Annotated in this window: 19 protein-coding genes and 2 pseudogenes; 8 read left to right on the top strand and 13 right to left on the bottom strand. The window is 58.5% G+C overall.

The window, feature by feature from the left end:
- Positions 1–153 precede the first annotated feature (153 nt).
- The 7 genes from treP (at position 154) to tadA (ending at position 9,499) form a co-directional block, all read left to right on the top strand.
- Entirely contained in the window at positions 154–1,596 is a 1,443-nt protein-coding gene (gene treP, locus KI231_RS23785; RefSeq protein WP_213026505.1) for a PTS system trehalose-specific EIIBC component, read from the top strand.
- 44 nt (positions 1,597–1,640) lie between these two features.
- Complete coding sequence (gene treC / locus KI231_RS23780) at positions 1,641–3,287, top strand: alpha,alpha-phosphotrehalase (protein WP_213026504.1); 1,647 nt, start codon at positions 1,641–1,643, stop codon at positions 3,285–3,287.
- A gap of 104 nt (positions 3,288–3,391) precedes the next feature.
- Positions 3,392–4,615: a maltoporin gene (locus KI231_RS23775; RefSeq protein WP_213026503.1), complete on the top strand. Its 1,224-nt coding sequence runs from the start codon at positions 3,392–3,394 to the stop codon at positions 4,613–4,615.
- A 62-nt stretch (positions 4,616–4,677) separates the two neighbouring features.
- Positions 4,678–7,215 carry a phosphoenolpyruvate--protein phosphotransferase gene (gene ptsP / locus KI231_RS23770; RefSeq protein WP_213026502.1) on the top strand — a complete coding sequence of 846 codons (2,538 nt, stop codon included), beginning with the start codon at positions 4,678–4,680 and terminating at the stop codon, positions 7,213–7,215.
- 2 nt (positions 7,216–7,217) lie between these two features.
- A complete protein-coding gene (locus KI231_RS23765) occupies positions 7,218–7,508 on the top strand; it encodes a PTS sugar transporter subunit IIB (protein ID WP_103304563.1) in 291 nt (96 codons plus the stop codon).
- A gap of 117 nt (positions 7,509–7,625) precedes the next feature.
- On the top strand, positions 7,626–9,002 hold the full coding sequence (locus tag KI231_RS23760; protein ID WP_213026501.1) for a multicopper oxidase family protein: 1,377 nt from the start codon (positions 7,626–7,628) through the stop codon (positions 9,000–9,002).
- The gene (gene tadA, locus KI231_RS23755; RefSeq protein ID WP_213026500.1) at positions 9,002–9,499 is read left to right on the top strand and encodes a tRNA adenosine(34) deaminase TadA; all 498 of its coding nucleotides are present in this window, start codon (positions 9,002–9,004) and stop codon (positions 9,497–9,499) included. The genes KI231_RS23760 and tadA overlap by 1 nt, the downstream gene beginning before the upstream one ends.
- Positions 9,500–9,629: 130 nt before the next feature.
- On the opposite strand, the gene cmoB is transcribed toward tadA, so the two are convergent.
- The 10 genes from cmoB to KI231_RS23705 form a co-directional block, all read right to left on the bottom strand.
- Positions 9,630–10,586 carry a tRNA 5-methoxyuridine(34)/uridine 5-oxyacetic acid(34) synthase CmoB gene (gene cmoB / locus KI231_RS23750; RefSeq protein WP_213026499.1) on the bottom strand — a complete coding sequence of 319 codons (957 nt, stop codon included), beginning with the start codon at positions 10,584–10,586 and terminating at the stop codon, positions 9,630–9,632.
- Entirely contained in the window at positions 10,583–11,326 is a 744-nt protein-coding gene (cmoA, locus tag KI231_RS23745; RefSeq protein WP_103304567.1) for a carboxy-S-adenosyl-L-methionine synthase CmoA, read from the bottom strand. Before cmoA ends, cmoB begins: the two co-directional genes overlap by 4 nt.
- Positions 11,327–11,537: 211 nt before the next feature.
- On the bottom strand, positions 11,538–12,173 hold the full coding sequence (locus KI231_RS23740) for a lysoplasmalogenase (RefSeq protein ID WP_213026498.1): 636 nt from the start codon (positions 12,171–12,173) through the stop codon (positions 11,538–11,540).
- A 2-nt stretch (positions 12,174–12,175) separates the two neighbouring features.
- On the bottom strand, positions 12,176–12,568 hold the full coding sequence (locus KI231_RS23735; RefSeq protein WP_103304570.1) for a protease inhibitor I42 family protein: 393 nt from the start codon (positions 12,566–12,568) through the stop codon (positions 12,176–12,178).
- A gap of 279 nt (positions 12,569–12,847) precedes the next feature.
- Complete coding sequence (locus tag KI231_RS23730) at positions 12,848–13,240, bottom strand: hypothetical protein (protein WP_213026497.1); 393 nt, start codon at positions 13,238–13,240, stop codon at positions 12,848–12,850.
- Positions 13,241–13,490: 250 nt separating this feature from the next.
- Positions 13,491–13,952, bottom strand: a complete 462-nt coding sequence (locus KI231_RS23725; RefSeq protein WP_213026496.1) for a hypothetical protein — start codon at positions 13,950–13,952, stop codon at positions 13,491–13,493.
- Between the two features lie 198 nt (positions 13,953–14,150).
- On the bottom strand, positions 14,151–16,574 hold the full coding sequence (gene lon / locus KI231_RS23720; RefSeq protein ID WP_249412070.1) for an endopeptidase La: 2,424 nt from the start codon (positions 16,572–16,574) through the stop codon (positions 14,151–14,153).
- A gap of 645 nt (positions 16,575–17,219) precedes the next feature.
- Positions 17,220–17,681, bottom strand: a complete 462-nt coding sequence (locus KI231_RS23715; protein WP_103304573.1) for a hypothetical protein — start codon at positions 17,679–17,681, stop codon at positions 17,220–17,222.
- A gap of 95 nt (positions 17,682–17,776) precedes the next feature.
- Entirely contained in the window at positions 17,777–18,229 is a 453-nt protein-coding gene (locus KI231_RS23710) for a hypothetical protein (protein ID WP_213026495.1), read from the bottom strand.
- A 236-nt stretch (positions 18,230–18,465) separates the two neighbouring features.
- Positions 18,466–18,840 (bottom strand): DUF6124 family protein, encoded by a 375-nt coding sequence (locus KI231_RS23705; RefSeq protein ID WP_213026494.1) that lies wholly within the window; start codon positions 18,838–18,840, stop codon positions 18,466–18,468.
- Between the two features lie 337 nt (positions 18,841–19,177).
- Here KI231_RS23705 and KI231_RS23700 point away from each other — a divergent pair.
- Positions 19,178–19,411: pseudogene (locus KI231_RS23700) on the top strand (Tn3 family transposase); the annotation flags it as partial.
- Between the two features lie 403 nt (positions 19,412–19,814).
- On the opposite strand, the pseudogene KI231_RS30115 reads toward KI231_RS23700, so the two are convergent.
- The 3 genes and pseudogenes from KI231_RS30115 to KI231_RS23690 form a co-directional block, all read right to left on the bottom strand.
- A pseudogene (locus KI231_RS30115) lies at positions 19,815–19,907 on the bottom strand (type VI secretion system tube protein Hcp); the annotation flags it as partial.
- 332 nt (positions 19,908–20,239) lie between these two features.
- Positions 20,240–22,651, bottom strand: a complete 2,412-nt coding sequence (locus KI231_RS23695; RefSeq protein ID WP_213026493.1) for a glucose/quinate/shikimate family membrane-bound PQQ-dependent dehydrogenase — start codon at positions 22,649–22,651, stop codon at positions 20,240–20,242.
- 237 nt (positions 22,652–22,888) lie between these two features.
- Positions 22,889–24,250 carry a carbohydrate porin gene (locus tag KI231_RS23690; RefSeq protein WP_213026492.1) on the bottom strand — a complete coding sequence of 454 codons (1,362 nt, stop codon included), beginning with the start codon at positions 24,248–24,250 and terminating at the stop codon, positions 22,889–22,891.
- Positions 24,251–24,543 lie beyond the last annotated feature (293 nt).

Raw genomic sequence — 24,543 nt, 5'->3', positions numbered from 1 at the left:
CCTTAGGTTCGGGTAGGAAAATTCGCTGACGGTCTGGCGGCAATAGGCAAAAACAAACTCGTACAGACGAGTTATTGCATTAACTCGTCTGTACGAGTATTTTTTCGCTTCGGCATGCTGCCAATAACAACAATCCACAGTGGAAGAACAAGCATGAGCCACGACTATCCGAAGATCGCCAGCGAGCTGCTGCAAAGCCTCGGCGGCAGTGAAAATCTCGAACAGGCCGCCCATTGCGTCACGCGCTTGCGCCTGGCCCTGAAGAATCCCGGCCTGGTCGACAGCGCCACGCTCAACCAGATCGATCTGGTCAAAGGCTCGTTCTTCACCGGCGGTCTGTATCAGGTAGTGATCGGTCCGGGCGAGGTGGAAAAGGTCTACGCCGAACTGCGTCGCCAGACCGGTCTCGCCGCGTCGACCATCGCCGACGTCAAACAGAAAAGCGCCGAAAAGATCAACGCCATGCAGCGCCTGGTGCGGGTGTTTTCCGATGTGTTCATGCCCATCCTGCCGGCGCTGATCATTGCCGGCCTGCTGATGGGCATCAACAATCTGCTCGGTGCCAAGGGCATGTTCATCGAGGGCCAGACCCTGCTGGACGCCTACCCGAAACTCGACGGGCTCTGGAGCCTGATCAATCTGATGGCCAACACCTCCTTTGTGTTTCTGCCGGCACTGGTGGGCTGGTCGGCGGCCAAGCGTTTTGGCGGCAGCGAAATCCTTGGCATCGTGCTCGGCCTGATGCTGGTTCACCCGGATCTGCTCAACGCCTGGAACTACGGCAAGGCCGTGGCCGGGCTGGACGGGCAACACATGCCGTACTTCGACATCCTCGGCCTGTTTCAGGTGGAGAAAGTCGGTTATCAGGGGCAGATCCTGCCGATATTGCTGGCCGCGTACGTGATGAGCGTCATCGAGAAATGGCTGCGGGCGCGTGTGCCCAATGCGGTGCAATTGCTGGTGGTGCCGATCACCACCATCGTTGTCACGGGTGTGCTGGCACTGGCGGTGATCGGCCCGGTGACCCGTCATGTCGGCATCCTGATCACCGAAGGCGTGGTCATGCTGTTTGATCTGGCGCCGATGGTCGGCGGGGCGATTTTCGGACTGCTCTATGCACCGCTGGTGATCACCGGCATGCATCACATGTTTCTCGCGGTCGACCTGCAGTTGATCTCGACCCAGGGCGGCACATTCATCTGGCCGATGATTGTCATGTCCAACCTCGCCCAGGGCAGTGCAGCGCTTGCAGTGTTCTACATGACGCGCAATGCGCGGGACAAAAGCATGGCGTCGACTTCGGCGATTTCCGCGTATTTCGGTATCACCGAGCCTGCGATGTTCGGGGTCAACCTGCGCTACAAATTTCCGTTCTACGCCGCACTGGCCGGTTCGGCACTGGGCTGCATCTTCCTGTCGCTGAACAAGATCCAGGCTTCGGCGATCGGGGTTGGTGGCCTGCCCGGTTTCATCTCGATCATTCCGCAGTTCATTCCGATGTTCGTGATCGGAATGCTGATTGCCATGGTTGTGCCGTTTGTTCTGACCTGTGCGCTGAGCATGAAGATTGTCCGTCCCGGCTACCGGGTTGCCTGATTCCAGACCTGCAAAGGGCTACATATTCAAGAGGGAGATGCGCCATGCAAGACTGGCAGCGTTCGGTGATCTACCAGATCTACCCGAAGAGTTTTCACAGCCATGCCGGCAACCCGACCGGTGATCTGCTCGGGGTAGTAGCCAAGCTCGACTATCTGCAATGGCTGGGTGTCGATTGCCTGTGGATCACGCCGTTCCTGCGCTCGCCGCAACGTGACAACGGCTACGACATCAGCGATTACTACGCGATCGACCCGAGTTACGGCTGCATGGCCGACTGCGAACTGCTGATCGCCGAAGCCGGCAAGCGCGGGATCAAGCTGATGCTCGACATCGTGGTCAACCACACCTCGATCGAACACGTCTGGTTCCAGCAGGCGCGCAGCAGTCTCGACAATCCATATCGCGACTTCTATATCTGGCGCGATCAGCCGAACAACTGGGAATCCAAGTTCGGCGGCTCGGCCTGGGAGTATGAAGCCCAGACCGGGCAATATTACCTGCACCTGTTTGACCACACTCAGGCCGATCTGAATTGGGACAACCCCAAGGTGCGCGCCGAAGTGTTCAAGATGATGCGCTTCTGGCGTGACAAGGGAGTGGGTGGGTTCCGTCTCGATGTGATCAATCTGATCTCCAAGCCTGCAGACTTTCCCGAGGACAACAGTGACGGTCGACGCTTTTACACCGATGGCCCGAACGTCCATGAGTACTTGCAGCAGATGCACCGCGAAGTCTTCGCCGGGCATGACCTGATCAACGTCGGCGAAATGTCATCCACCAGCCTCGAACACTGCATTCGCTACTCGAATCCGCAGTCGCAAGAGCTGTCGATGACCTTCAACTTCCATCACCTGAAAGTCGATTATCCGAACCTGCAAAAGTGGGTACGCGCCGATTTCGATTTCCTCCAGCTCAAGCGGATTCTCTCCGACTGGCAGACCGGCATGCAGGCCGGAGGTGGCTGGAATGCGCTGTTCTGGTGTAACCACGATCAGCCGCGGGTGGTCTCGCGTTTTGGCCATGACGGCGAATATCGGGAGCTCTCGGCGAAGATGCTCGGCACTGCCCTGCACTTTTTACAGGGCACACCGTTCGTGTATCAGGGCGAAGAGCTGGGGATGACCAATCCGGGGTTTGAACACATTGATCAGTACCGCGATGTCGAAACCCTGAACATCTTCCGTCTCAAGCGAGAAGCGGGTAACAGCGACGCCGATAACATGGCGGCGATCATGCAGAAGTCCCGCGACAACGGACGTACGCCAATGCAGTGGAACGCTGAAGCGAACGCCGGCTTCAGCAGCGTTGAACCGTGGATCGGGGTGCCGGCGAATGCCGCGCAGATCAACGTCGATAACCAGCTCGACGATCCCGCATCGGTACTGCATCACTACCGTCGGCTGATCGCTTTGCGGCGCACCGAGACGTTGATGTCAGACGGCGTTTATCGGCAACTGCTGCCGGAGCACAAGCAAGTCTGGGCTTACCTGCGCGAAGGCACGGGCGAGCGCCTGCTGGTGGTGAACAATTTCTACGGCACCCCGTGCGAAGTCGAACTGCCCATGGAGATCGACGAGGCATTGAACCAGCGCTTGCTGATCAGCAATTACCCGGACTGTCCGCGACGCAATCGACAGGTGAGTTTGCGACCTTATGAGTCGTTCGTGCTGCACCTGATCGATCCCTGATTCCTAACAGGAAAACCAGCGTTTCAAAAAACACGCAGAGCCCTGCGCGGGGGAGTTTTGCGCCGAATTCATGCAAACACACAATAAAAATAATGGGGTGGCTTATGAAAACAACAATAAATCGCAGCCTTGCAGTGGCAGGTATATGCCTCGCATTACCACAGTCATCACATGCGCTGGAGTTCGGTGGCTACTTGCGCAGTGGTGTTGGCAATTCGCTCAAGGGCGGTGGCCAATCGTGTTTCCAGTTGCCAGGGGCGCAAACCAAATATCGCTTGGGCAACGAGTGCGAGCAGTACGGCGAGCTTGAATTGCGCCAGGATCTGTACACCCTCGACGACGGCTCGGTACTCAGCGTCGACGGCATGGCCTCGCTGTACAACCGCTATAACCGCCGCCCGACGTTCAACGAAGACAACGGTTCGATTCGCCTGCCGCAGGCCTACGCCCAGTGGTCGGCGATGCCCGCGCTCAATGGCGGCTCACTCTGGGCCGGCCGCCGTTACTACAAACGTAACGACATCCATATTTCCGATTTCTACTACTGGAACCAGAGCGCCACCGGTGGCGGGATCGAAGACGTGCTGATCGGCGATCTGAAATACAGCTACGCGTTCTCGCGCAAGGACAACCTCTACCAGAAGGATTACATCAACCGGCACGACTTCAACGTCGCCGGTTTCAATACCAACCCCGGTGGTGAACTTGAGTTCGGCCTCAGCTACATCGATAAGCCCGACAGCCGCGATGCTCACCGTGGCTGGGCGATCACCACGCAACATGTGCAAAGGGATTTTCTTGGCGGCAAGAACAAACTGGCCCTGCAATATGGCGAAGGGCCGGGCACCGGGCTGGGTTACACCGGTAACGTCAAACTCGACGACAGCAACAAGAGTTACCGGATCGTGGAGTTCTTCGACTGGCAGGTGACGCCGCGTTTCGGCGGGCAAGTCGAGGCGGTGTATCAGAAGGACATTCGCCCGGACGGGGCTGACCAGAACTGGATTTCCCTGGGTGTGCGCCCGACCTATGCGCTCACCGAGCAGTTCAAACTGGTCACCGAACTGGGCCACGATCAAGTCGAAGCCCCGGGAGGGACGCGCAAGCTGAGCAAGTTCACTTTCGCCCCGACCTGGTCACCCAAGGGTCCGGAATTCTGGGCGCGCCCCGAGGTGCGGCTGTATTACACCTATGCCACCTGGAACGAGGCGGCCAAACGTGCGGCCAACGAACTGGCCAAAGGCTCGGCACTGTCTGATACCGGCGCCTTCGGCACTGCGCGCCACGGTGCGAACGTCGGATTGCAGGTCGAATACTGGTGGAAATAAGCGATGCTGGTGGGGCGTCGCGCTCCACGGGCACTTCAGAGAACAAAACCGCAGGTGACGTCATGGCCACATCCCAACAATTGCAACTGCTGGCGCCTCTGTCCGGCGTGCTGATACCGCTGGATCAAGTGCCTGATCCGGTGTTTTCCAGGCGCGTGATCGGCGACGGTCTGTGCATCGATCCGACTTCGTCAACGCTGTGCGCGCCGCTGGCCGGGGTGGTCAGCAACGTGCAGGCCAGTGGGCATGCCATCAGTATCACCGCCGACACGGGCGTTCAGGTATTGATGCACATCGGTCTTGATACGGTGAACCTGGGGGGGCAGGGATTCACCCGGCAGGTCGAGGAAGGCCAGCGGGTTGAAGTCGGGCAGGCGCTGATCGAGTTCGATGCCGATTACGTCGCCCTGCACGCTCGCAGCCTGATGACCCTGATGCTGGTGGTCAGCGGTGAGCCATTCAGTTGGTGCGTCTCGCCAAGCGGTCTGGTCGAAACCGGCCAGGCACTGCTGAGCCTCGCCAGTGCCACGGCGAGCAGCGAGGAACCTTTGATTGCAGAGGGCCAAAGGCTGTTCTCGCAATCGCTGAAACTGCCTAACCCGAATGGCCTGCATGCGCGTCCGGCGGCGGTGTTCGCGCAAGCGGCCAAGGCTTTTTCAGCAAAGATTTATCTGCACAAACAGCAATCTGAAGCCAACGCCAAGTCATTGGTGGCGATCATGGCGTTGCAGACCGCTTTCGGTGACAGCGTGCAGGTCAGTGCGCTGGGCGACGATGCTGAAGACGCGGTCAATACGCTCACCCGATTATTGGCCGAAGGCTGCGGCGAAGCGGTGACGACAGTGATTGCTGTGGCGCCAGTCGAGCGCGCCGAGGCAGAGGCCCTGACGGTTTTGCGTGGGGTCTGTGCGTCACCCGGTTCGGCATTGGGCACGGCGGTGCAGATCACTGAGCCGACGCTCGAGGTGAAAGAGTTCGGCGCTGGCGCACACATCGAACGCGAAACTCTGGCTAACGCGTTGATCGAGGCCGATATGGCCTTGCAGCATCTGCGCGACATCGCCATCAGTGAAGCTCAGGCGGAAATTTTCAAGGCGCATCAGGAACTGCTCGAAGATCCGAGCCTGCTGGATCAGGCTCAGGCGTTGATCGTTGAGGGTAAAAGCGCGGCGTTTGCCTGGCGTGCGGCTACCGAGTCGACAGCGACACTGTTCCAGCAACTGGGCAGTGCGTTGCTGGCCGAGAGGGCGGCGGATCTGGCTGACGTGGGCGTACGTGTGCTGAAACTGATCCTCGGGGTTCGCGAGCGGGCGCTGGAACTGCCCGCCGGGACGATTCTGATCGCCGATCAACTGACGCCGTCGCAGACCGCCGGCCTCGACCCCGAAAAAGTGCTGGGTTTCGCCACGGTCGGTGGCGGTGCGACCAGTCACGTTGCGATTCTGGCCCGAGCCTGTGGTTTGCCGGCGATCTGCGGGATGCCTGGGCAAATGCTCGCGCTGGCCAATGGCGCCCAGGTATTGCTCGACGCCGACCGGGGCGAGTTGCACTTGCATCCGGATCCGGAGGCGATCAGCCAGTGGCAAGCCAGGCACGAGCAGCAACGCCAGCGCCATCAACACGAGCAGGCGCAGGCGACGCAAGCAGCCTGCACCCGCGACGGGCATCACATCGAAGTCACGGCCAACGTTGCCTCGCTGAGCGAAACCGAACGGGCGATGGCCGTGGGCAGCGCAGGCGTGGGGCTTTTGCGTTCGGAGTTTCTTTATCTGGATCGCAATCATGCGCCCACCCGTGATGAACAGGTGTCGACCTACAGCGCCATCGCCCGGGCGGTGGGGCCGTCGCACAATCTGGTGGTGCGTACGCTGGATGTCGGTGGCGACAAACCGCTGGCTTACGTGCCGATGGACAGCGAAACCAATCCGTTCCTCGGGCTGCGCGGAATTCGCCTGTGTCTGGCGCGGCCGGACCTGTTGCGTGAGCAGTTCCGCGCGATCCTCGGCAGTGCCGGCCTGACGCGTCTGCACATCATGTTGCCGATGGTCACTCAACTGGCGGAATTGCGTCTGGCCCGACAGATGCTGGAGGAGGAAGCGCTAGCGCTGAATCTGGGTCAACTGCCGAAACTGGGGATCATGATCGAAGTGCCGGCGGCGGCATTGATGGCCGACGTGTTTGCCCCGCACGTGGACTTCTTCTCGATCGGCACCAACGATCTGACCCAATACACCCTGGCCATGGATCGCGATCATCCGCGTCTGGCCAGTCAGGCGGACAGCTTTCATCCATCGGTACTGCGCCTGATTGCGCTGACCGTGAACGCCGCGCACGCCCATGGTAAATGGGTCGGTGTCTGTGGGGCGATGGCCTCCGAACGTCTGGCGGTGCCGCTGTTGCTGGGGCTGGGCGTGGACGAGTTGTCGGTGAGTGTGCCGCAGATTCCGGCGATCAAAGCGGCGGTACGCGAGGTGGATCTGCTCGACTGCAAGGCCATTGCCGAGCAGGTGCAGGGCCTGGAAAGCGCTGAAGAAGTGCGTGAGGCGCTGCGCCTGTATCAAGAAGCGACCGTCGATACCTTACCGGCTCTGGAGAACTGAACATGTTCGATAAATTGCAGCAGGCATTCTGGAAAGCCCTGACCCCGGATCTGGTGGTGGATGCACCGCCCGCGCAGGCCGAGCCTGCCGATGGATTGAGTGCCGAGATCGTCGCCGCGCTGGGTGGTGCGGATAACCTCAAATCGCAGCAACCGGTCGCGTTGACCCGCGTGCGCGTGGCGTTGGGCGATGTGTCGCTGATGGATCGCCAGGCGCTCAGCGAGGCCGGTGTCGCGGGCGTCATGCCCCTGGAGGGCGGGGTGGTGCACCTGATTACCGGCCTGCAAAGCTGAGCGCGGAGGGGATGTGCGGCCTCAGGTCACCCTTACTGTTTCTCAACCGCAGGTGTATCGTATTCGCCTTTTACGGGCCTTCAGGGTCTGTCGCTGATACGTGAGGTAGTTGAGTTCATGTCCTTTACCCGTCGCCAAATCCTCGGTGGCCTGGCCGGTCTTGTTGTCGTTGGCGTTGGAGTGGGGGGCGCGTCGCGTTACTGGCTGGGCAAGATGGCCGACGCCGAGGCGGGTCACGACTACGAGCTGATCGCCGCGCCACTGGACGTGGAACTGGTGCCCGGGCATAAGACCGAGGCGTGGGCGTTCGGCCCGTCGGCGCCAGGTACTGAATTGCGCGTGCGTCAGGGTGAATGGCTGCGGGTGCGGTTCATCAACCATCTGCCGGTCGCGACCACCATCCACTGGCACGGCATTCGCCTGCCGCTGGAAATGGACGGCGTGCCGTACGTCTCGCAACTGCCAGTGCTGCCGGGCGAATACTTCGACTACAAATTCCGCGTGCCGGACGCCGGCAGCTACTGGTATCACCCGCACGTCAGCAGCAGCGAAGAACTCGGTCGCGGACTGGTCGGGCCGCTGATCATCGAAGAGCGCGAGCCGACCGGTTTCAAGTATGAAAAGACCCTGAGCCTGAAAAACTGGCACATCGATGACGAAGGCAACTTCGTCGAATTCAGCATTCCGCGTGAAGCTGCGCGTGGCGGCACGGCGGGGCGTCTGTCGACCATCAACGGCGTACCGTTGCCAGTGATCGAATTGCCGGCCGGGCAGATCACCCGCGTGCGCCTGCTCAATCTCGATAACACCCTGACGTATCGCATCAACATTCCTGGCGTTGAGGCGAAGATCTACGCGCTGGATGGCAACCCGGTCGAACCTCGCCCGCTGGGCAAGGAATATTGGCTTGGCCCGGGCATGCGCATTTGTCTGGCGATCAAGGCGCCGGCCGAGGGTGAAGAACTCTCGCTGCGCAACGGCCCGGTCCGACTGGGTACCTTGCGTTCGGTGGCCAACACCGATGCGCCGACGGACTGGCCGAAAGCGCTGCCCGCCAATCCGGTGGCCGAGCCGGACCTGGCCAATGCCGAGAAACTCAACTTCAATTTCGAATGGGTCGGTTCGGTGTCGGTCAACGTCGACAACGGCAAGCCGCCAAGTCTGTGGCAGATCAACGGCAAGGCCTGGGACATCACCGACAAGACTTGTGCCGACCGGCCGATCGCCAGCCTGAAACTGGGTCAGAGCTATATTTTCGAACTGAAAAACATGACCCAGTATCAGCATCCGATCCACCTGCATGGCATGAGCTTCAAGGTGATTGCGTCGAACCGGCACAAGATCATTCCGTACTTCACCGACACCTATCTGCTGGGCAAGAACGAGCGCGCACAAGTGGCGCTGGTGGCGGATAACCCGGGGGTGTGGATGTTCCACTGTCATGTGATTGATCACATGGAAACCGGCCTGATGGCCGCCATCGAGGTGAAGTGATGCGCCAGATTCGCCCCGCGGCGATCATCGACCGCAGCCGTGATCGCGATTTCATGCGCGAAGCCCTGGCCCTTGCGGCGCAAGGCGCAGCCCTCGGCGAAGTGCCGGTCGGCGCGGTGCTGGTGCAGGATGGCGAGATCATCGGTCGCGGCTTCAATTGCCCGATCAGCGCCAGCGACCCCAGCGCCCACGCGGAAATGGTCGCGATCCGCGCCGCCGCGCAAGCCGTGAACAACTATCGCCTGCCGGGTAGCACGCTGTATGTGACGCTGGAACCGTGCAGCATGTGCGCCGGTTTGATCGTGCATTCGCGGGTGGCGCGGGTGGTGTATGGCGCCCTGGAGCCGAAGGCCGGGATCGTGCAGAGCCAGGGACAGTTTTTTACCCAGGGCTTTTTGAATCATCGGGTGTTGTATGAGGGCGGGGTGTTGGCGGAGGAGTGCGGGGCGGTGTTGACCGAGTTCTTCCGCGCTCGTCGCGCTAAACCCGCTATCTAAAAGACAACACAAAACCCTGTGGGAGCTGGCTTGCCAGCGATAGCATTGGTTCAGCCAACATCAATGTTTGATGTGCCGACGCCATCGCTGGCAAGCCAGCTCCCACAGGTTTGTTTGGTGGTTGTAAAAATTACTTCTTCGCGACAATCACCGCCCGCATCGGCGCCGGCAGCCCTTCGATCGTCTTGCTGTGATCTTCCGGATCAAGGAAGTCGCTCAGCGACTGATACTTCATCCACTCGGTACCACGTTGTTCCTCGACCGTCGTTGTGCTGACATCGACGCAACGAATATCGGTAAACCCGGCACGCCGCAACCACAGTTCCAGCGCCGGCACCGAGGGCAGGAACCACACGTTACGCATCTGCGCATAACGATCTTCCGGCACCAGCACTTGATGCTTGTCGCCCTCGACCACCAGCGTTTCCAGCACCAGTTCGCCGCCCTTGACCAGGCAATCCTTCAGCGCCAATAAATGCTCGATCGGCGAGCGACGGTGATAGAACACGCCCATGGAAAACACCGTGTCGAATCCTTCGAGGTTCGACGGCAGGTCTTCGAACGGGAACGGCAGATGCCAGGCGTTCGGCTCGGACAGATAACGCTGCACCGCCTGGAACTGGCAGAAGAACAGCCAGTTCGGATCGACACCGATCACACTGTCCGCGCCGGCACCGAGCATGCGCCACATGTAGTAGCCGTTGCCGCAACCGACATCGAGGATGCGCTTGCCCTGCAGGTCCAGATGCGGTGCAACCCGCGACCATTTCCAGTCGGAACGCCATTCGGTGTCGACGTGCACGCCAAACAGATCGAACGGCCCTTTGCGCCATGGCGACAGGCCCATCAGCGCGGTGCGCATTTGCGCACGGGTTTCATCGTCGCAATCGGTGTCGAGCTTCAAGCCGTTGAGCAGATCGATTTCACTCGGCTGGATCTTCGGCAAGGCATCCAGCGCACTTTGCCAGCGCTCCAGGTCGCCGTGACCTTTCTCCATTTTCTTGTCGAGTTGCGCTTGCAGGGTGTTGGCCCAGTCGGCCAGCGGGGTGCCAGCCAGGCGGCGGGCGAGGGGGGACAGATCAATCATGGCAAGGCAATCAACGAGGCAAAGTTAAGACACTGGAACCACGGCACGACTTTCGAGAACCCGGCGGCCAACAGGCGTTCGCGGTGTTCTTCGAGGCTGTCGGGCTTCATGACGTTTTCGATGGCACTGCGCTTCTGGGCGATTTCCAGTTCGCTGTAGCCGTTGGCGCGTTTGAACGCGACATGCAGGTCGGTGAGCAACTCATGTTCTTCGGCATCGTTGAAGCGCAGCTTCTCCGAGAGAATCAAGGCGCCGCCGGGCAGCAACGATTGGCGGATGCGCGAGAGCAACGCGGTGCGTTGATCCGGGGCGATGAATTGCAGCGTGAAGTTCAGTGCCACCACCGACGCGGGTTTGAAGTCCAGCGCGAGGATATCGCCCTCGATCACTTCAACCGGCAGTAACTCCTGGAACATTGAATCCTGACCGTTGAGGTACTCGCGGCAACGCTCGACCATCGCCGCCGAGTTGTCCACCGCGATCACCCGGCAGCCGTCAGTGCGCACATGGCGACGCAATGCCTGAGTCACCGCACCCAGCGACGAGCCGAGATCGTAGAGCACGCTGTTTGGCTGGGCGAACTGCGCCGCGAGCACGCCAAGGTTCTCGACGATGGTCGGGTAACCCGGCACCGAGCGCTTGATCATGTCCGGGAACACCCGCACCACGTCTTCGTTGAAGGCGAAGTCAGGCACCTTGTCCAGGGGCTGGGCGAAAATGCGATCGGGTTCTTTGCTCACGGCGGTGTCCGGCGGTGTCGGTGGAAAAGGCCGGCATTTTAGCCAAACTGGCGCGGGGATGCTTGGGTTGTCCGACGTGGCGAGGGGATTTATCCCCGATGGGCTGCGCAGCAGCCCCAAAACCTGTGCCTGCGGTCTGTCTGACACACCTGATTGACCGGTTTCGGGGCCGCTGCGCAGCCCATCGGGGATGAATCCCCTCACCACAGGGTTAGCGTTTAGTCTGGGAAAAGGCAGAGGCCGCAATGCCCCACTGTCCCAGCCAGTAGCTGAGGATGATGACGTACGGCGCAGCCTGGAACGGCGACACAAAACGATCGATACCGATCACGCTGTCCGAGAACACAAACGCCAGCGCACCGCCAGCCGCCAGCAGCGCCGAGCGCTTGGGGACGTCAGTGCCAAGACGGGCAAGGGCGCGCCAGAGCATGGCGCTTATAGCTGTGCCGTAGACAATCACTGGCACCAGCAATGGCCCAAGCCCGTTGGAAATCAGAATGCCCAACAGCGCCGCGCCGACCACGACTGCGAGCACCAGCGGCAACAGCGCCAGACGTTTGCAGTCACTCAGATAGGCCTTCAGATACGCCAGATGCGCAACCAGAAACGCACCCAGGCCAAACACGAACAAATCCCCCGGCCACGCCAGCAGCACATCGCCGAGCAGAGAGAAAATCAGACCCAGGCTGATCCAGCGCCGATAGTCGCTGGGCGGCGCATCATGCAGCCAGCCGAGCAACGCCAGCACCGGCAGCGGTTTGACCAACAGGCAGAGCAGCGCTGCATGTGTGCTTACACCGTAGAGAAACGTCACCGCGCCCATCAGCGCCAGAATCAGCCAACCCACGATCAGTTCACCGAAATCGCGCAGTCAAAGGTTTCCACCGGCAACACCTCGGGTGCCCACGGTTGTTGCGAGGTCAGGCGCAGACGTCCGGTGCCGGGGGCGAAGGCCTGGAAGCGCCAGGTCGAAAGCCCGGCAGCGCCAACCACGCCGGCATCTTCGGGATTGCTGTAAACCTCAGGGCTGAGCGCGCGCAACACGCCACCGGCCGAGTCCTGAATGGCCCAGCGATAACCCGTGGTCGGGTTGCTCGGCAGCATGATGATGAGGTTCTGCCCCGTGGTGAGCCGCACCGGGCATTCGCTTTGTTTTTCCACGGTCACGTTGTGTTTCGGCTGCGTGGCGCAAGCGGCCAGCAAGGCAAGGGCGAGGGGGAGAAACAGGCGAGTGGGGGACATAAGGTCAGCGGCTCCAGCGTTGGCGACGAACGGCGAGCATAACTGAAGATGAGACAAAGTGTGACGGTCGGGGCTGGCGTCGTCAGTCCGGGCCCCATCGCTGGCAAGCCAGCTCCCACAGGTTTCTCGGTTGAACACAGGATTTGTGATCACCAACGAACATTGTGGGAGCTGGCTTGCCAGCGATAGCGGTATATCAGGCACGACATGATTGTCAGAAGAGCACCTTTGCCACATCCGCAAACCGCTTGGATTCAGGTCCATAAGGTGAACGGGCGACTAACTCACAGTTAGATCGAAGCTGCCGAGAATGTCGACCTTTTCTATTACGTATTGGGCGACAACATGGAATGACATTTTGTAGTGTTTTTTAGTCTCATCGAAATCAAAAGTAAATGTCCCATCTTCTGCCTCATAGAATTTTTGTTTTTCACCCTGCTTGTCGAGATAGCCAAATTGGGCGAGTTTAAAACCGCTCACGTCTTTTTTTACAATTATGTAAATCCCTCGATAGTTTTTAAGCGGATGGGGATCACCTTCTGTGCCGTAAAAATGGAAATGGTCACTCCCTTCGGAGACGGTAAATCGGGTGGCCGCGAAGTCAGGCTGCTTTTCAATCTTGGCTGTAAATGTACCGGTGATGGTATTTGTTACGACAGTTTTAGCGGTCATCGTGAATGATTCCATGAAGGGGTGGAGTTTTATGGTCAGCTAATTGTGTAAGCGACGAAACTGTAATAGTTGACAGGTTGTAAGAATGATTTGGAATTAAGGGCGAGTGATATAGAACGTGATCGTATTAAATATCCGAATAGCTGCAAAGCCCTTCCATTCTAGAAAATACCTACGCCACATCCGCAACCCGTTTGGCGAAATGCACGGTAATGCCGTCCTTAAAGAAGTTCGGTAGTTCCTCGAATCATTACCCAATCAAAAAACCGAAAGTGCCGCTAGCGCTGATCTCTTCACCTACCTTGTTATTGAACCTGGCACTGAATGAACCTGAGTAAACGGTCTTTTGAGTATTTACAAAAATATTCAAATCACCCGAGTGAGCGAAGTAAGTGAAATATTGATGCGTTGAGTGTTGCTGCGGGACATATTCGGTAAAGGCTATTTCGAGACCGGCAGCCAGCGGGTAGATTCCAGTTTCTATCTTGACGGGAAAGTAAAAATCAAACGACCGATCTTCCGGGGTGTATTTTTCACCGGCCTTGAAAATAGCCATGATTTCCCGGGTGCCAGCGCTGGCGAAAATTTCTGTCGCCTCAAACTCATCATCGTTGACGTGTGCATTCAGGTATTCAGTCGCGGAATTCTTGCGAAAGACCAAGCCTATTGCGGGCACAGAGTGAAACGGTTTTCTACCTTCATGAATACTCAAGATACGAACTCCTTTTGCGCGGTAATGGGTTAACGCCACAGCGGTTAACCTATCGGCAAGTTCATGGAGAGGGAACTGTAAGAGTTGACAGGTAGGCTAGATTTTTTGGTTATAAGATTTTGCGAAAACGAAACTAATCAAGCGAAAAATGGCCAGCGAAGGAGCGCTGGCCATTTTAACTACTCTCGTATTAGTTGCTCAGAACAACACCTTCGCCACATCCGCAAAACGCTTGGCGAAATGCACGGTAATGCCTTCCTTCAGATAATCCGGCAGTTCCTCGAAGTTACCCCGATTCGGCTCCGGCAAAATCAGCTCGAAAATCTTCTGTCTTCTTGCCGCAATCACCTTCTCGCGCACCCCGCCAATCGGCAGTACATGCCCGGTCAGCGTCAGTTCGCCGGTCATCGCCACACCTTTTTTCGGCGCCTGATTACGGGCGAGGGAGAGCAGGGCGCTGGCCATGGTCACGCCGGCGCTTGGGCCGTCTTTTGGTGTGGCACCTTCCGGCACGTGCAGGTGGACGAAGGCTTCGTCGAAGAACTTCGGATCGCCGCCAAACGACTTCAGGTGCGAGCTGACGTAGCTGTAAGCGATCTCCGCCGACTCCTTCATTACGTCACCCAGTTGCCCGGTAAGTTTGAAACCGCGATTGAGTGTGTGAATTCGCGTGGCTTCGATCGGCAGGGTCGCGCCGCCCATGCTGGTCCAGGCCAGGCCGGTAATCACGCCGGTACCGGACAACACTTGCTCGTTGCGGAACACCGGATGACCCAGTGAGGCCTCAAGATCTTTCGGCCCGAGTTTGATCACCGCTTTCGGATCGTCGATCAGCTTCATCACCGCTTTGCGCACCAGTTTGCCCATTTGCTTTTCGAGCTGACGCACGCCGGCTTCACGGGCGTAACCGTCGATCAAGGCTTTGAGCGCGCTGTCGCTGATGCTCAGGCTGCCTTTCGACACGCCAGCCTTCTCCAGCAGTTTTGGCCACAGGTGACGCTTGGCGATGGCGACTTTTTCTTCGGTGATGTAGCCCGACAGGCGAATCACTTCCATCCGGTCGAGCAACGGGCCGGGGATCGAATCGAGGGTGTTGGCCGTGCAGACGAACAGCACTTTCGACAGGTCCATGCGCAGGTCTAGGTAGTGATCGAGGAATTCGACGTTCTGCTCAGGATCGAGGGTTTCCAAAAGCGCCGAGGCCGGGTCGCCCTGGTAGCTCTGGCCCATTTTGTCGATCTCGTCGAGCATGATCACCGGGTTCATCACTTCGACGTCTTTCAACGCCTGCACCAGTTTGCCCGGCTGCGCGCCGATGTAGGTGCGGCGGTGGCCCTTGATCTCGGCTTCGTCGCGCATACCGCCGAGGCTGAAGCGGTAGAACGGCCTGCCGAGAGACTCGGCGATGGATTTGCCGACGCTGGTTTTACCCACGCCCGGTGGGCCGACCAGCAACACGATGGAGCCGCTGATCTCACCTTTATAGGCACCGACGGCGAGGAATTCGAGGATGCGGTCCTTGATGTCGTCGAGGCCGGCGTGGTGTTTGTCGAGCACCTTGCGCGCGTGCTTGAGGTCGAGTTTGTCCTTGCCATACACACCCCACGGCACCGAAGTCGCCCAGTCGAGGTAGTTGCGGGTGACCGCGTATTCCGGCGAACCGGTTTCAAGGATCGACAGTTTGTGCATTTCTTCTTCGAGGCGCTTCTGCACCTGCGCCGGCAGGACTTTGCCTTCCAGGCGTTGTTCGAACTGTTCGAGGTCGGCGCTGCGGTCGTCCTTGGTCAGGCCAAGTTCCTGCTGGATGACTTTCAGCTGTTCCTTGAGGAAGAACTCGCGCTGATGCTCGCCGATCTTGCGGTTAACTTCCGCCGAGATCTCTTTTTGCAGGCGCGCGACTTCGACTTCCTTGCGCAGCATCGGCAGAACTTTTTCCATGCGCTTGAGCATCGGCACGCAGTCGAGCACTTCTTGCAGCTCGGGGCCGGTGGCGGAGGTCAGGGCGGCGGCGAAGTCAGTCAGCGGCGATGGGTCGTTGGGGCTGAAGCGGTTGAGGTAGTTCTTCAGCTCTTCGCTGTACAGCGGGTTGAGCGGCAGCAGTTCCTTGATCGCGTTGATCAGCGCCATGCCGTAGGCCTTGACCTCGTCGGTCGGCTCGGTGGGCTGGTGCGGGTATTCGACTTCGACCAGGTACGGCGGGCGATGGTGTTTCAGCCAGGTTTTGATGCGTACGCGGCTAAGGCCTTGGGCGACGAACTGCAGTTTGCCGTTTTCGCGGCTGGCGTGGTGGACTTTGACCAGGGTGCCGTATTGCGGCAGGGCGTCGGTGTTGAAGTGGCGCGGGTCTTCCTGGGGGGTGTCCATGAAGAACAGGGCCAGGGAGTGGTGATCGGATTTGCTGACCAGTTCGAGGGTTTCGGCCCAGGGTTCTTCGTTGACGATGACCGGCAGGACCTGGGCCGGGAAGAACGGGCGGTTGTGGATCGGGATGATGTAGACCTTGTCCGGCAGGTTCTGGCCGGGCAGGGCGAGGCCTTTGCCGGAGGAGGTGTGTTCGATGTGTTCGGCTTCGGTTTCGGTGTAGTCGTCTGGGTTTTCCGGGAATTCTTGCTGGTCGCTCATGGGGCACCTGCGCAATGGAGTATGGGTCTTAGATGGGGCAGGCTGGTGGTGGTTTCAATGGTGGGGGTGTGTTTCTGTTTGTATGTTCAGGGTTTTGACAGGGTTCGCGCTTTGGGCTTGGCGGCCTTTGGGCCGACCATGTTCTTGGGGTTGGGGTGTATATCCGTTTTTTGAGTGATGGCGGCTTAGGGTTCCGCCCTTACGGCGGGTCACTTTTTCCAGACGCCGAAAAAGTAACCAAAAAGGCTTGCTCCTGCGTGCGGCCCGCTCGCTGGGGCTCGGGGTTCCTTCGCTGCGGGATTGATCCGGGGGGCATCGCCTCCGGTTTGCTTCGCTGCACCTCCTCTCGATGTGTTTGGCTGCGCCAAACGGTCGCTACGCTCCCCCCCGGATCAACCCCTCCACTCAGCCTTCCGACGTCGCCCGTGGATCAAGATCAAGAGCTGCAGCCGAGCTAACGCTCATCCTGTTGAGTGGGGCGGCATGCGCCGCGTGCGGGGGTGTTCTCAATTTCTTGTGGGAGCTGGCTTGCCAGCGATGGCGGCCTGATTGCTAAACAAGTCCTGGAGCCGTGGGTTTAGGTCTGCTGGCTTCCGCCCGTTTTCTGACTGGATGCGTTTAAATCTTGCTGACGGACGCGATCCGTCACTCTTCAATATGTTCGAGGTCCGAGACGTCGATATTACCTACCACTTGATGTCGGCGATTGGTATCGAAATCCGTAAAGGTAAAATTGAACGAGGCCTTGAAGGTTCCTTCGTTTATATCGAATTCTGATATTTCAAGATGACCGGCGCCTTTATCACTGTTGTAGCCTTTGGTGTGTCCACCTTCTGTATACGAGAAGGAGGGCGGAACAGGAAGATTGTTTGGGTGGAATTCATACCGGCCTTGTTTGATGTTCGCTGAAAAATTGAGCTGTATGCAAAAGGAAACGGTAGAGGAGTGCGGGTAAGTTGCATATAACGCAACCTCTTTTCCATTAGTGGTAAATATAGTGGGTTGCCCTTCGAAGTTGCTGATGATGTAGTTGTTGTTAATCGCAGCAGTCAGATCGCCAGTTCCCGGTTTCCTTGCACTGTTCAATTGCAAGTCGTTAATTGACATGTTTTTGTCCTTCATTGAGTGAGATGAGCCAGTTAGTGTCCGTTTGGCCGGGCAGAAAATGCAGGATTGACCCGACTACAAATCTGATCCGTATGTCAGACAGGCCACGTCAGTTCCTGCAGCAAAAAGAACCCGCTACCCGTGAGTTCACGCGTTTCTTCACCGTGGAGTGCCTTCCCGGATAGTTTGAATCCATCGAGCGAGTATCGGTAAAGGTTGGAGTTGAGTTGGGTCACCGCAATGGCCGAAACGGATGTCAGGTCATACTGATAAACCTGAATACCGCGTTCGGTAACGACGCTTTCAGAGTAGCCAGAGATATTCGGGGTCAGCAGCTTGCGAAGTGAGATCGAGACAGTTCTTTTGCTCGACAAAGTCCAGTTTTCTTGAAAAGAAAAATCGTACCCACCCAACGGGTTGAAAGACACAGAGGTGGCTGTTGTCGTGTAACTGGCCAGATTGACCGGCGTACCGCCAATGGTGCCTTTTACTTCAATCGTGAGAGAGCCATTTGCGAAGACTGCTGGCGATGCCTTTGGATTTGTCATGGGTGCTTCCTTTCAGTGATTCAGTTGGAGAAGGAAGTCTGAAAGAAAGGGTAAAAACAGTGAACTGTCATATCTGACAGTTTTTTATACCCTTTTGCGATGGTTGTTCTTGAGAGGGGTTATATAGGGGCATGATGATCAAGCCTGGGCATGCCTGCTCGCGAAATCGCTGTGTCAGGCACCATAACTGCTGGATGGGCTGACGCCTTCGCGAGCAGGCTCGCTCCCACTAGGGGTTAGATGTGTGCTGGGGGCTGGGGAATTTCATGGTTGTCCAGCACGCGGTTTACCGCCAGTTCGGCCAACATGATGATCTGCTGGATCGCCATGATCGTCCGCCGCTGCGGCAGGTCGATGTAGGCGGCGATGTCGCTGGTCATGAGGCTGGCTTGGGCCAGTGATTCGCAGGCGTGGACCAGCAGGCTTTCGCTGTCCTGATCGGGCGCGATCTGGAACATGGTGCTGGGTTTGTGGAAGCGCAGGGTCAGGGCGTTGGGTTTAAGGTAGTGGTCGAGGGCGCGTTCGGCGGCTTCGTGGAATTTCTTCGAATCGGGGGATTCGTAGGGCGAGGTGTCGTTGTTTTCGGGCGGATTGGGTGTTGGCTTTTTCATGGTGAATACTCAGTTGGTGAAAGTGGAGCTGCCTTCGATTGCCGCGACGCAATCTGAGGTGGCAGCTGTACGCGGGTTCGCGGACCGATAACTGAGAAATCGGCATACCTCCAAGAAGGTATCCCGCGCACAGCCGCCATGACACAGACAAACAGCACCGAGGTGCCGTCAGGTTGGCGATTATGCATCAGTTATCGGGCCGCGACGCCCGTTCGCTGAATTTGCAGCGACCCCCCGAGCCTATCCACCCGACTTCCGACGCACAACCGACACAACTTGTCGGAAATCTCCGCGCAATCCCCAGTATCTGTAGGACAAGCACAATTCCTACAACACGGTATTGCTCGCGGTCGTGCTGGCACAGCAGGCCGAGTTGCAGCCAACACAAATCGTGACTGATACCGACGCCTACGGTGATGGGGTGTTCGGGGTGTTCCGTCTGCTCGTTTATCACTTCTATTCACGTCTGGCCGATGTTGGCGGTACCAGGTTCTGGCACACACGTCCGGACGCGGTTTACGGCAAGCTCAACGGACTTGCCCGCCAGACGGTCAAGTTCGAACTGATCACTGAGCGGCCAGTGCGTAATCCAGACGCTGGCTATGAGGTTGACCAAGACACAGTTTTGAAAAAAAACTTTATGGGTATTGATTCAGTGGGAGTTCAATTTCTTGAAAACAACCACTTAACTTTTCGCTTAACCGGCAGTGAAAATGAATGCATGAGTATGCAAGAAAACGCAATCCAGCCAATAAATGGGTGTTCTGCAATTATTTCTGGTCTATGCCCTAAAAGCAGAAAGTCATTGTTTTCAATGATGTCTATATAAGGCACAACAAAGAGGCCATTGAATATCAGGCAGAATAAAAACTTAATACTATTTAAGTTATTTCCCGAGAGGCGTATTTTTAAAAGGTACGCGAAAAAAATACCGCAAACAGCCAAGATCGGAAAAATGCACACAATCATTTCGTGCACTTATTGCCAATAGAATCTTGGGTTGAACAACCCGCCGAAATCAATCCTTGAGCCTTACCGGTGATGGTCATGTAACCATGGTTAGCCATAAGTGACACTCCTTGTAGTCAGTGGAACATCCTATTACAAGGGTTTCAGGTGCGCTGTAGGGCGTTTCTGAAAAGCCATACGAAATATTCTGAGCCCGGAATCGACGGCAACTCCGGGAGAATGTCTCGTAAGTTTGCAGGTAGGTCGGGAAACCAGGTGAGGCGAGATTGATCTGGCGTGCCATTACCACCACTGCCCACCGCTATCGCTGGCAAGGCGAATTGTCGCACCGCAGCACCCACAGGTTTCTCCATTGGATTCAAAGTTGGCGTGCACAAAAAAGGCGATGCCCCTTTCGGGACATCGCCTTCATTTTTACCGCCGCTAAATCTTATTCCGGCAGTTTGTACGCAATCACATAGTCACCCATCTTGGTGCCCAGCGAGCCGTGACCGCCGACAACCAGCAGCACGTATTGCTTGCCGTCCTTGCCGGTGTAGGTCATCGGGGTCGCTTGGCCACCTGCTGGCAGACGCGATTTCCACAACTCTTTACCAGAGTTCACGTCGTACGCGCGCAGGTACTGGTCGAGGGTGCCGCTGAGGAAGCCGACGCCGCCTGCAGTCACCATCGAGCCGCCCATGCTTGGCACGCCCAGGGTGAAGCCGATCGGGATTGGCGAGCTGTCGCGGCTGGTGCCGTTTTTGCGTTTCCACACTACTTTGCTGGTAGTCAGGTCGATACCGGCGACGTAGCCCCAGGCCGGGGCCTGGCACGGTACACCGAAGGGCGACATGAACGGGTGCATGATCACCGCGTATGGCGCGCCGGTGTTCGGTTGCACGCCAGCGGTTTCGCTTTCGCGTTTGCTGCCGGCGGCGACTTGCTCGCGTGGCACCATTTTCGAAACGAAGGCCATGTAGTTCGGGCTGGTGAACAGCATCTGGCGAACCGGGTCGACCGAGACGCCGCCCCAGTTGAACACGCCGACGTTACCCGGGTAGATCAGGCTGCCCTGTTCCGAAGGAGGGGTGTACTGGCCTTCGTAACGCAGTTCCTTGAACTGGATGCGGCACAGCATCTGGTCGAACGGGCTCGCGCCCCACATGGCTTTTTCGGTCAGTTCCGGGGCCAGCAGGTTGAGGTCCGAACGGGCCTGGGTCGGTGCGGTGTGGTCGCCTTTCACGGCGCCTTGCGGGACCGGGATTTCCTTGATCGGGATGATCGGCGTGCCGTCACGACGGTCGAGGACGTACAGGCTGCCCTGTTTGGTCGGGGCGATCAGCGCCGGTTTCACGCCGTCGGCGGTTTTCATGTCGAGCAGGGTTGGCTGGCTGCCAACGTCCATATCCCACAGGTCGTGGTGGGTGAACTGGTAGTTCCAGCGCACTTTACCGGTGGCCAGGTCCAGGGCTACAACACCGGCGCTGAATTTCTCGGCGCCCGGGGTGCGGTCAGCGCCCCACTGGTCTGGCGTCTGGTTGCCCAGTGGCAGGTAAACCATGCCGAGTTTTTCGTCGACGCTGGCCAGCGACCACATGTTGGCCGAGTTGCGGCTGTAGGTTTCGCCCGGTGCCAAAGGCTCGGTGGCGTCTGGCTTGTCGCTGTCCCAGTTCCACACGAGATGGCCGTCGCGCACGTCGTAGGCGCGGATCACGCCCGATGGCTCGTTGGTCGATTCGTTGTCGGTAACGTGACCGCCCATGATCACCAGATCACGGGTAATCGCCGCTGGCGAGGTGGAGTAGTAACCACCGGCAGTGAACGGGCCGATGCCTTGGGTCAGGTCGACCACACCGTTTTTGCCGAAGCCTTCGCAGATCTTGCCGGTGTCGGCGTTCAGAGCGATCAGACGGGCATCAGCGGTTGGCAGGTACAGACGGCGCGGGCAAGCCTGAGCAACGGCTTTGCCGGCTTCCGAAATCACCGCCGAGGCAGCGTTTTCAGTTTTGGCGTACGCAGCTTCGTCGTAGTACGACACGCCACGGCAGGTCATGTGCGCGAAGCCTTTGAAGCCGACCGGGCTCTTGATCTGCGGGTCGAAGCGCCACAGTTCTTTGCCGGTGTCCGGGTCCAGGGCCAGCACTTTGCTGTGCGCGGTGCAGGCGTAGATCATGCCGTTGGCTTTGAGCGGGGTGTTTTCGTTGGTCAGTTCGACCGGGTCATCGGCAGTCGGCAGGTCGCCGGTCTGGATGCGCCAGGCTTCTTGCAGCTTGCCGACGTTGGCCGGGGTGATCTGCTTCAGCGGCGAGTAGCGGTCACCGAACTCGGTGCGGCCATAGGCCTGCCAGTCGCCATCCGGCATGGCTGGCGCGGTGCTGGTGGTGTCCGCAGTGTCGCGGCCCAGCTCGCCGAAGGTTTCGCCCGGGTGGGTGAACAGGCTGGCCAGTGCGGTGAGGCCGGCCAGGATCACGGCCACGGTCAAACCGCCGGTGCCCATTGGCGCAGGGCCTGCGAGCAGCAGCGGACGACGGAACCACGGCAGCAACATCACGAAGCCGAGGACGAACCACAGGGCCAGACGTGGCACCAGTTGCCACCAGTCCAGACCGACTTCCCACAGCGCCCAAACGGTGCTGGCGAACAGGACGATGGCGTACAGGCCCAGCGCCGCGCGACGGCGCATCAGCATCAGAATGCCGCTCAGCGCGATGCCGATACCGGCCAGCAGGTAGTACAGCGAGCCGCCGAGCATGCTCAGCTTGACCCCTCCGGCCAGCATGGCCAGGCCCATCAATAGAAGCAGAATGCCGAGCAGGCTCGGTAGCAGACGGCCCCGACTCGAAGCACTTTCGGTGCTCATAGTGTGATTCTCCGTGACGTTTATGTAGTCCCGCGCTGTAGTCACTTTAGATGACGATTTGGCACAGGCATGGTTCAGATAAAAACTTGTGTAGCTAACGAATTTTCTTCGATCCCTGTGGGAGCTGCGGTGCGACGATTCGACTTGCCAGCGATGGCGGCGTGTCAGCCGACGAAGATGTCGACTGTGAAATCGCATCGCTGGCAAGCCAGCTCCCACAGGTTTTTGTGGTGTCGGTTAGAACGAGGACTGGATCTTCAGTCCTGCGATCAGGGCGTCGTCGACCTTGTCCACGCCACCGGGGTGGCGGATGTATTGCAGGTTCGGGCGCACGGTCAGCCAGTTCGTCACGTGCACGCCGTAATACAGTTCGGCGCTGTATTCGGTGTCTTGTGGCGGCAGGAACGAGGGATCGTCGTAGTCGTAAACGGCGTTGGCGCGGTTGCTCGCTTCGGCGTTTTTGCGGAAGGCCGGGTTGACGTGCACGCGGGCCAGGGCGAAACCGATGTCATCCTTGGCGCGAGCGTCGAACGGGCCTTTGTAGGTGATGCCGGCCTGCACGTAGTTGTCGATGGCGTTGGTTTTCTTGTCGTGCATCGTGCCGTTGGCGAATACGCTCAGGCCGCGCGAGTGGTCGCTGGCGACGCTGGTGATTTGCTGCTGAATGCCCAGCCACACGCCGTGTTTGCTTGACGCGCTGCGATAGGCTTCACCGCTCAACGCTGCCGGTTGGCCATTGTTGTCTTTATAGACGTCGCTGGCCTTGGCGTTGCTGTAGTAATAGCCGGCGCGGTATTCGCCCGGCAGGCCGTTGAGCTTCGGCGTCCACACCAGTTCGATTGGCAGGATTGCGCCTTGGGTGCCGCTGCCGCTGAGTTTGAAACCGTTGCCGCGATCAAGGTTCGACGGGTTCTGCTCATACGCGCCGACCTGGGCGTACAACTCCGGCGTCAGATGGTATTTGACGCGCATCGCCCACTGGCTGACCGGCCAGTTGTACCAGATGCCGCCGACCCAGTTGCCGACCTGCGAGCCGCAGAACGCCAGGTTCTGGAAGTCGCACGGGAAGCTGTTGAAGTCTTCGCCTTCGCCGAAGCGGCCGACCTTGATGTCGAGTTTCTGATCGAAGAATTTCTGCTGGTACCACATCTGCGTCAAGCGCGTGGTCTGGCCACGGCCCCAGACTTCCTGGGCCGAGGTGAAACCGCCGACGCGTGGATCGTTGATGCGGTCGTTGCTGATGTTGTTGCCGCTGCGTTTGGTAATGGTCAGTTGAAACTCGGCATCGTCCCAGCCGAGGATCTTTTGCAGGTCCAGGTGCGTACCGAGGCCGAACTGATCGCTGTAGCGCGCGGTGCGATCGTGGTCATAGCCACCGTGCAGGTTGCTGCCCATTTCGCCGGTGTAATCGAGTTTGAAGTCGTAGCCTTTTTCCGAGAGTTGGGTGCGCGTGCCGTTCCAGTCACCGAGCATGTACGGTGATTCACTGTCGAACGCGGGAGCCGCTTGAACGCAGGTGGCGAGACCCAGAACGGTGCAGCCGCCAAGGGTGCGCAGGGTCGAGATAGCGCTGTCTCGGGAGAAGGAAAAATCAGGCATGGAGAAGTCTTTTTTGGGTGTTTTCGGGGTGCGGACCGAGCGCTTCAAAATGTCGCAGGCAGTGAAGCGTTTCAGCCGAAGGGCGGCAGGATAATGATCTGTAACAAAAAGACAAAGGGGTTTTGCTGACATGCAGCCTTTCGGATTCGGTAACAGTGCGGCAAACGGGCGCATTGTCGGGCCGCGCGCAGGCTGCGATCTTCTCGGGTTGGCCTACATTTAAAGGAAGGCCTTCCACCCGACCACCCCCTCGGCTAAGGTGCGCGGCTTCTGCATTTTCACTTCGCCCAAAG

Source organism: Pseudomonas sp. Seg1 (assembly GCF_018326005.1).
Taxonomy (GTDB): domain Bacteria; phylum Pseudomonadota; class Gammaproteobacteria; order Pseudomonadales; family Pseudomonadaceae; genus Aquipseudomonas.
Note: the sequence above shows the minus strand (reverse complement) of the source record. Positions and strands in the feature narration are given on the sequence as shown.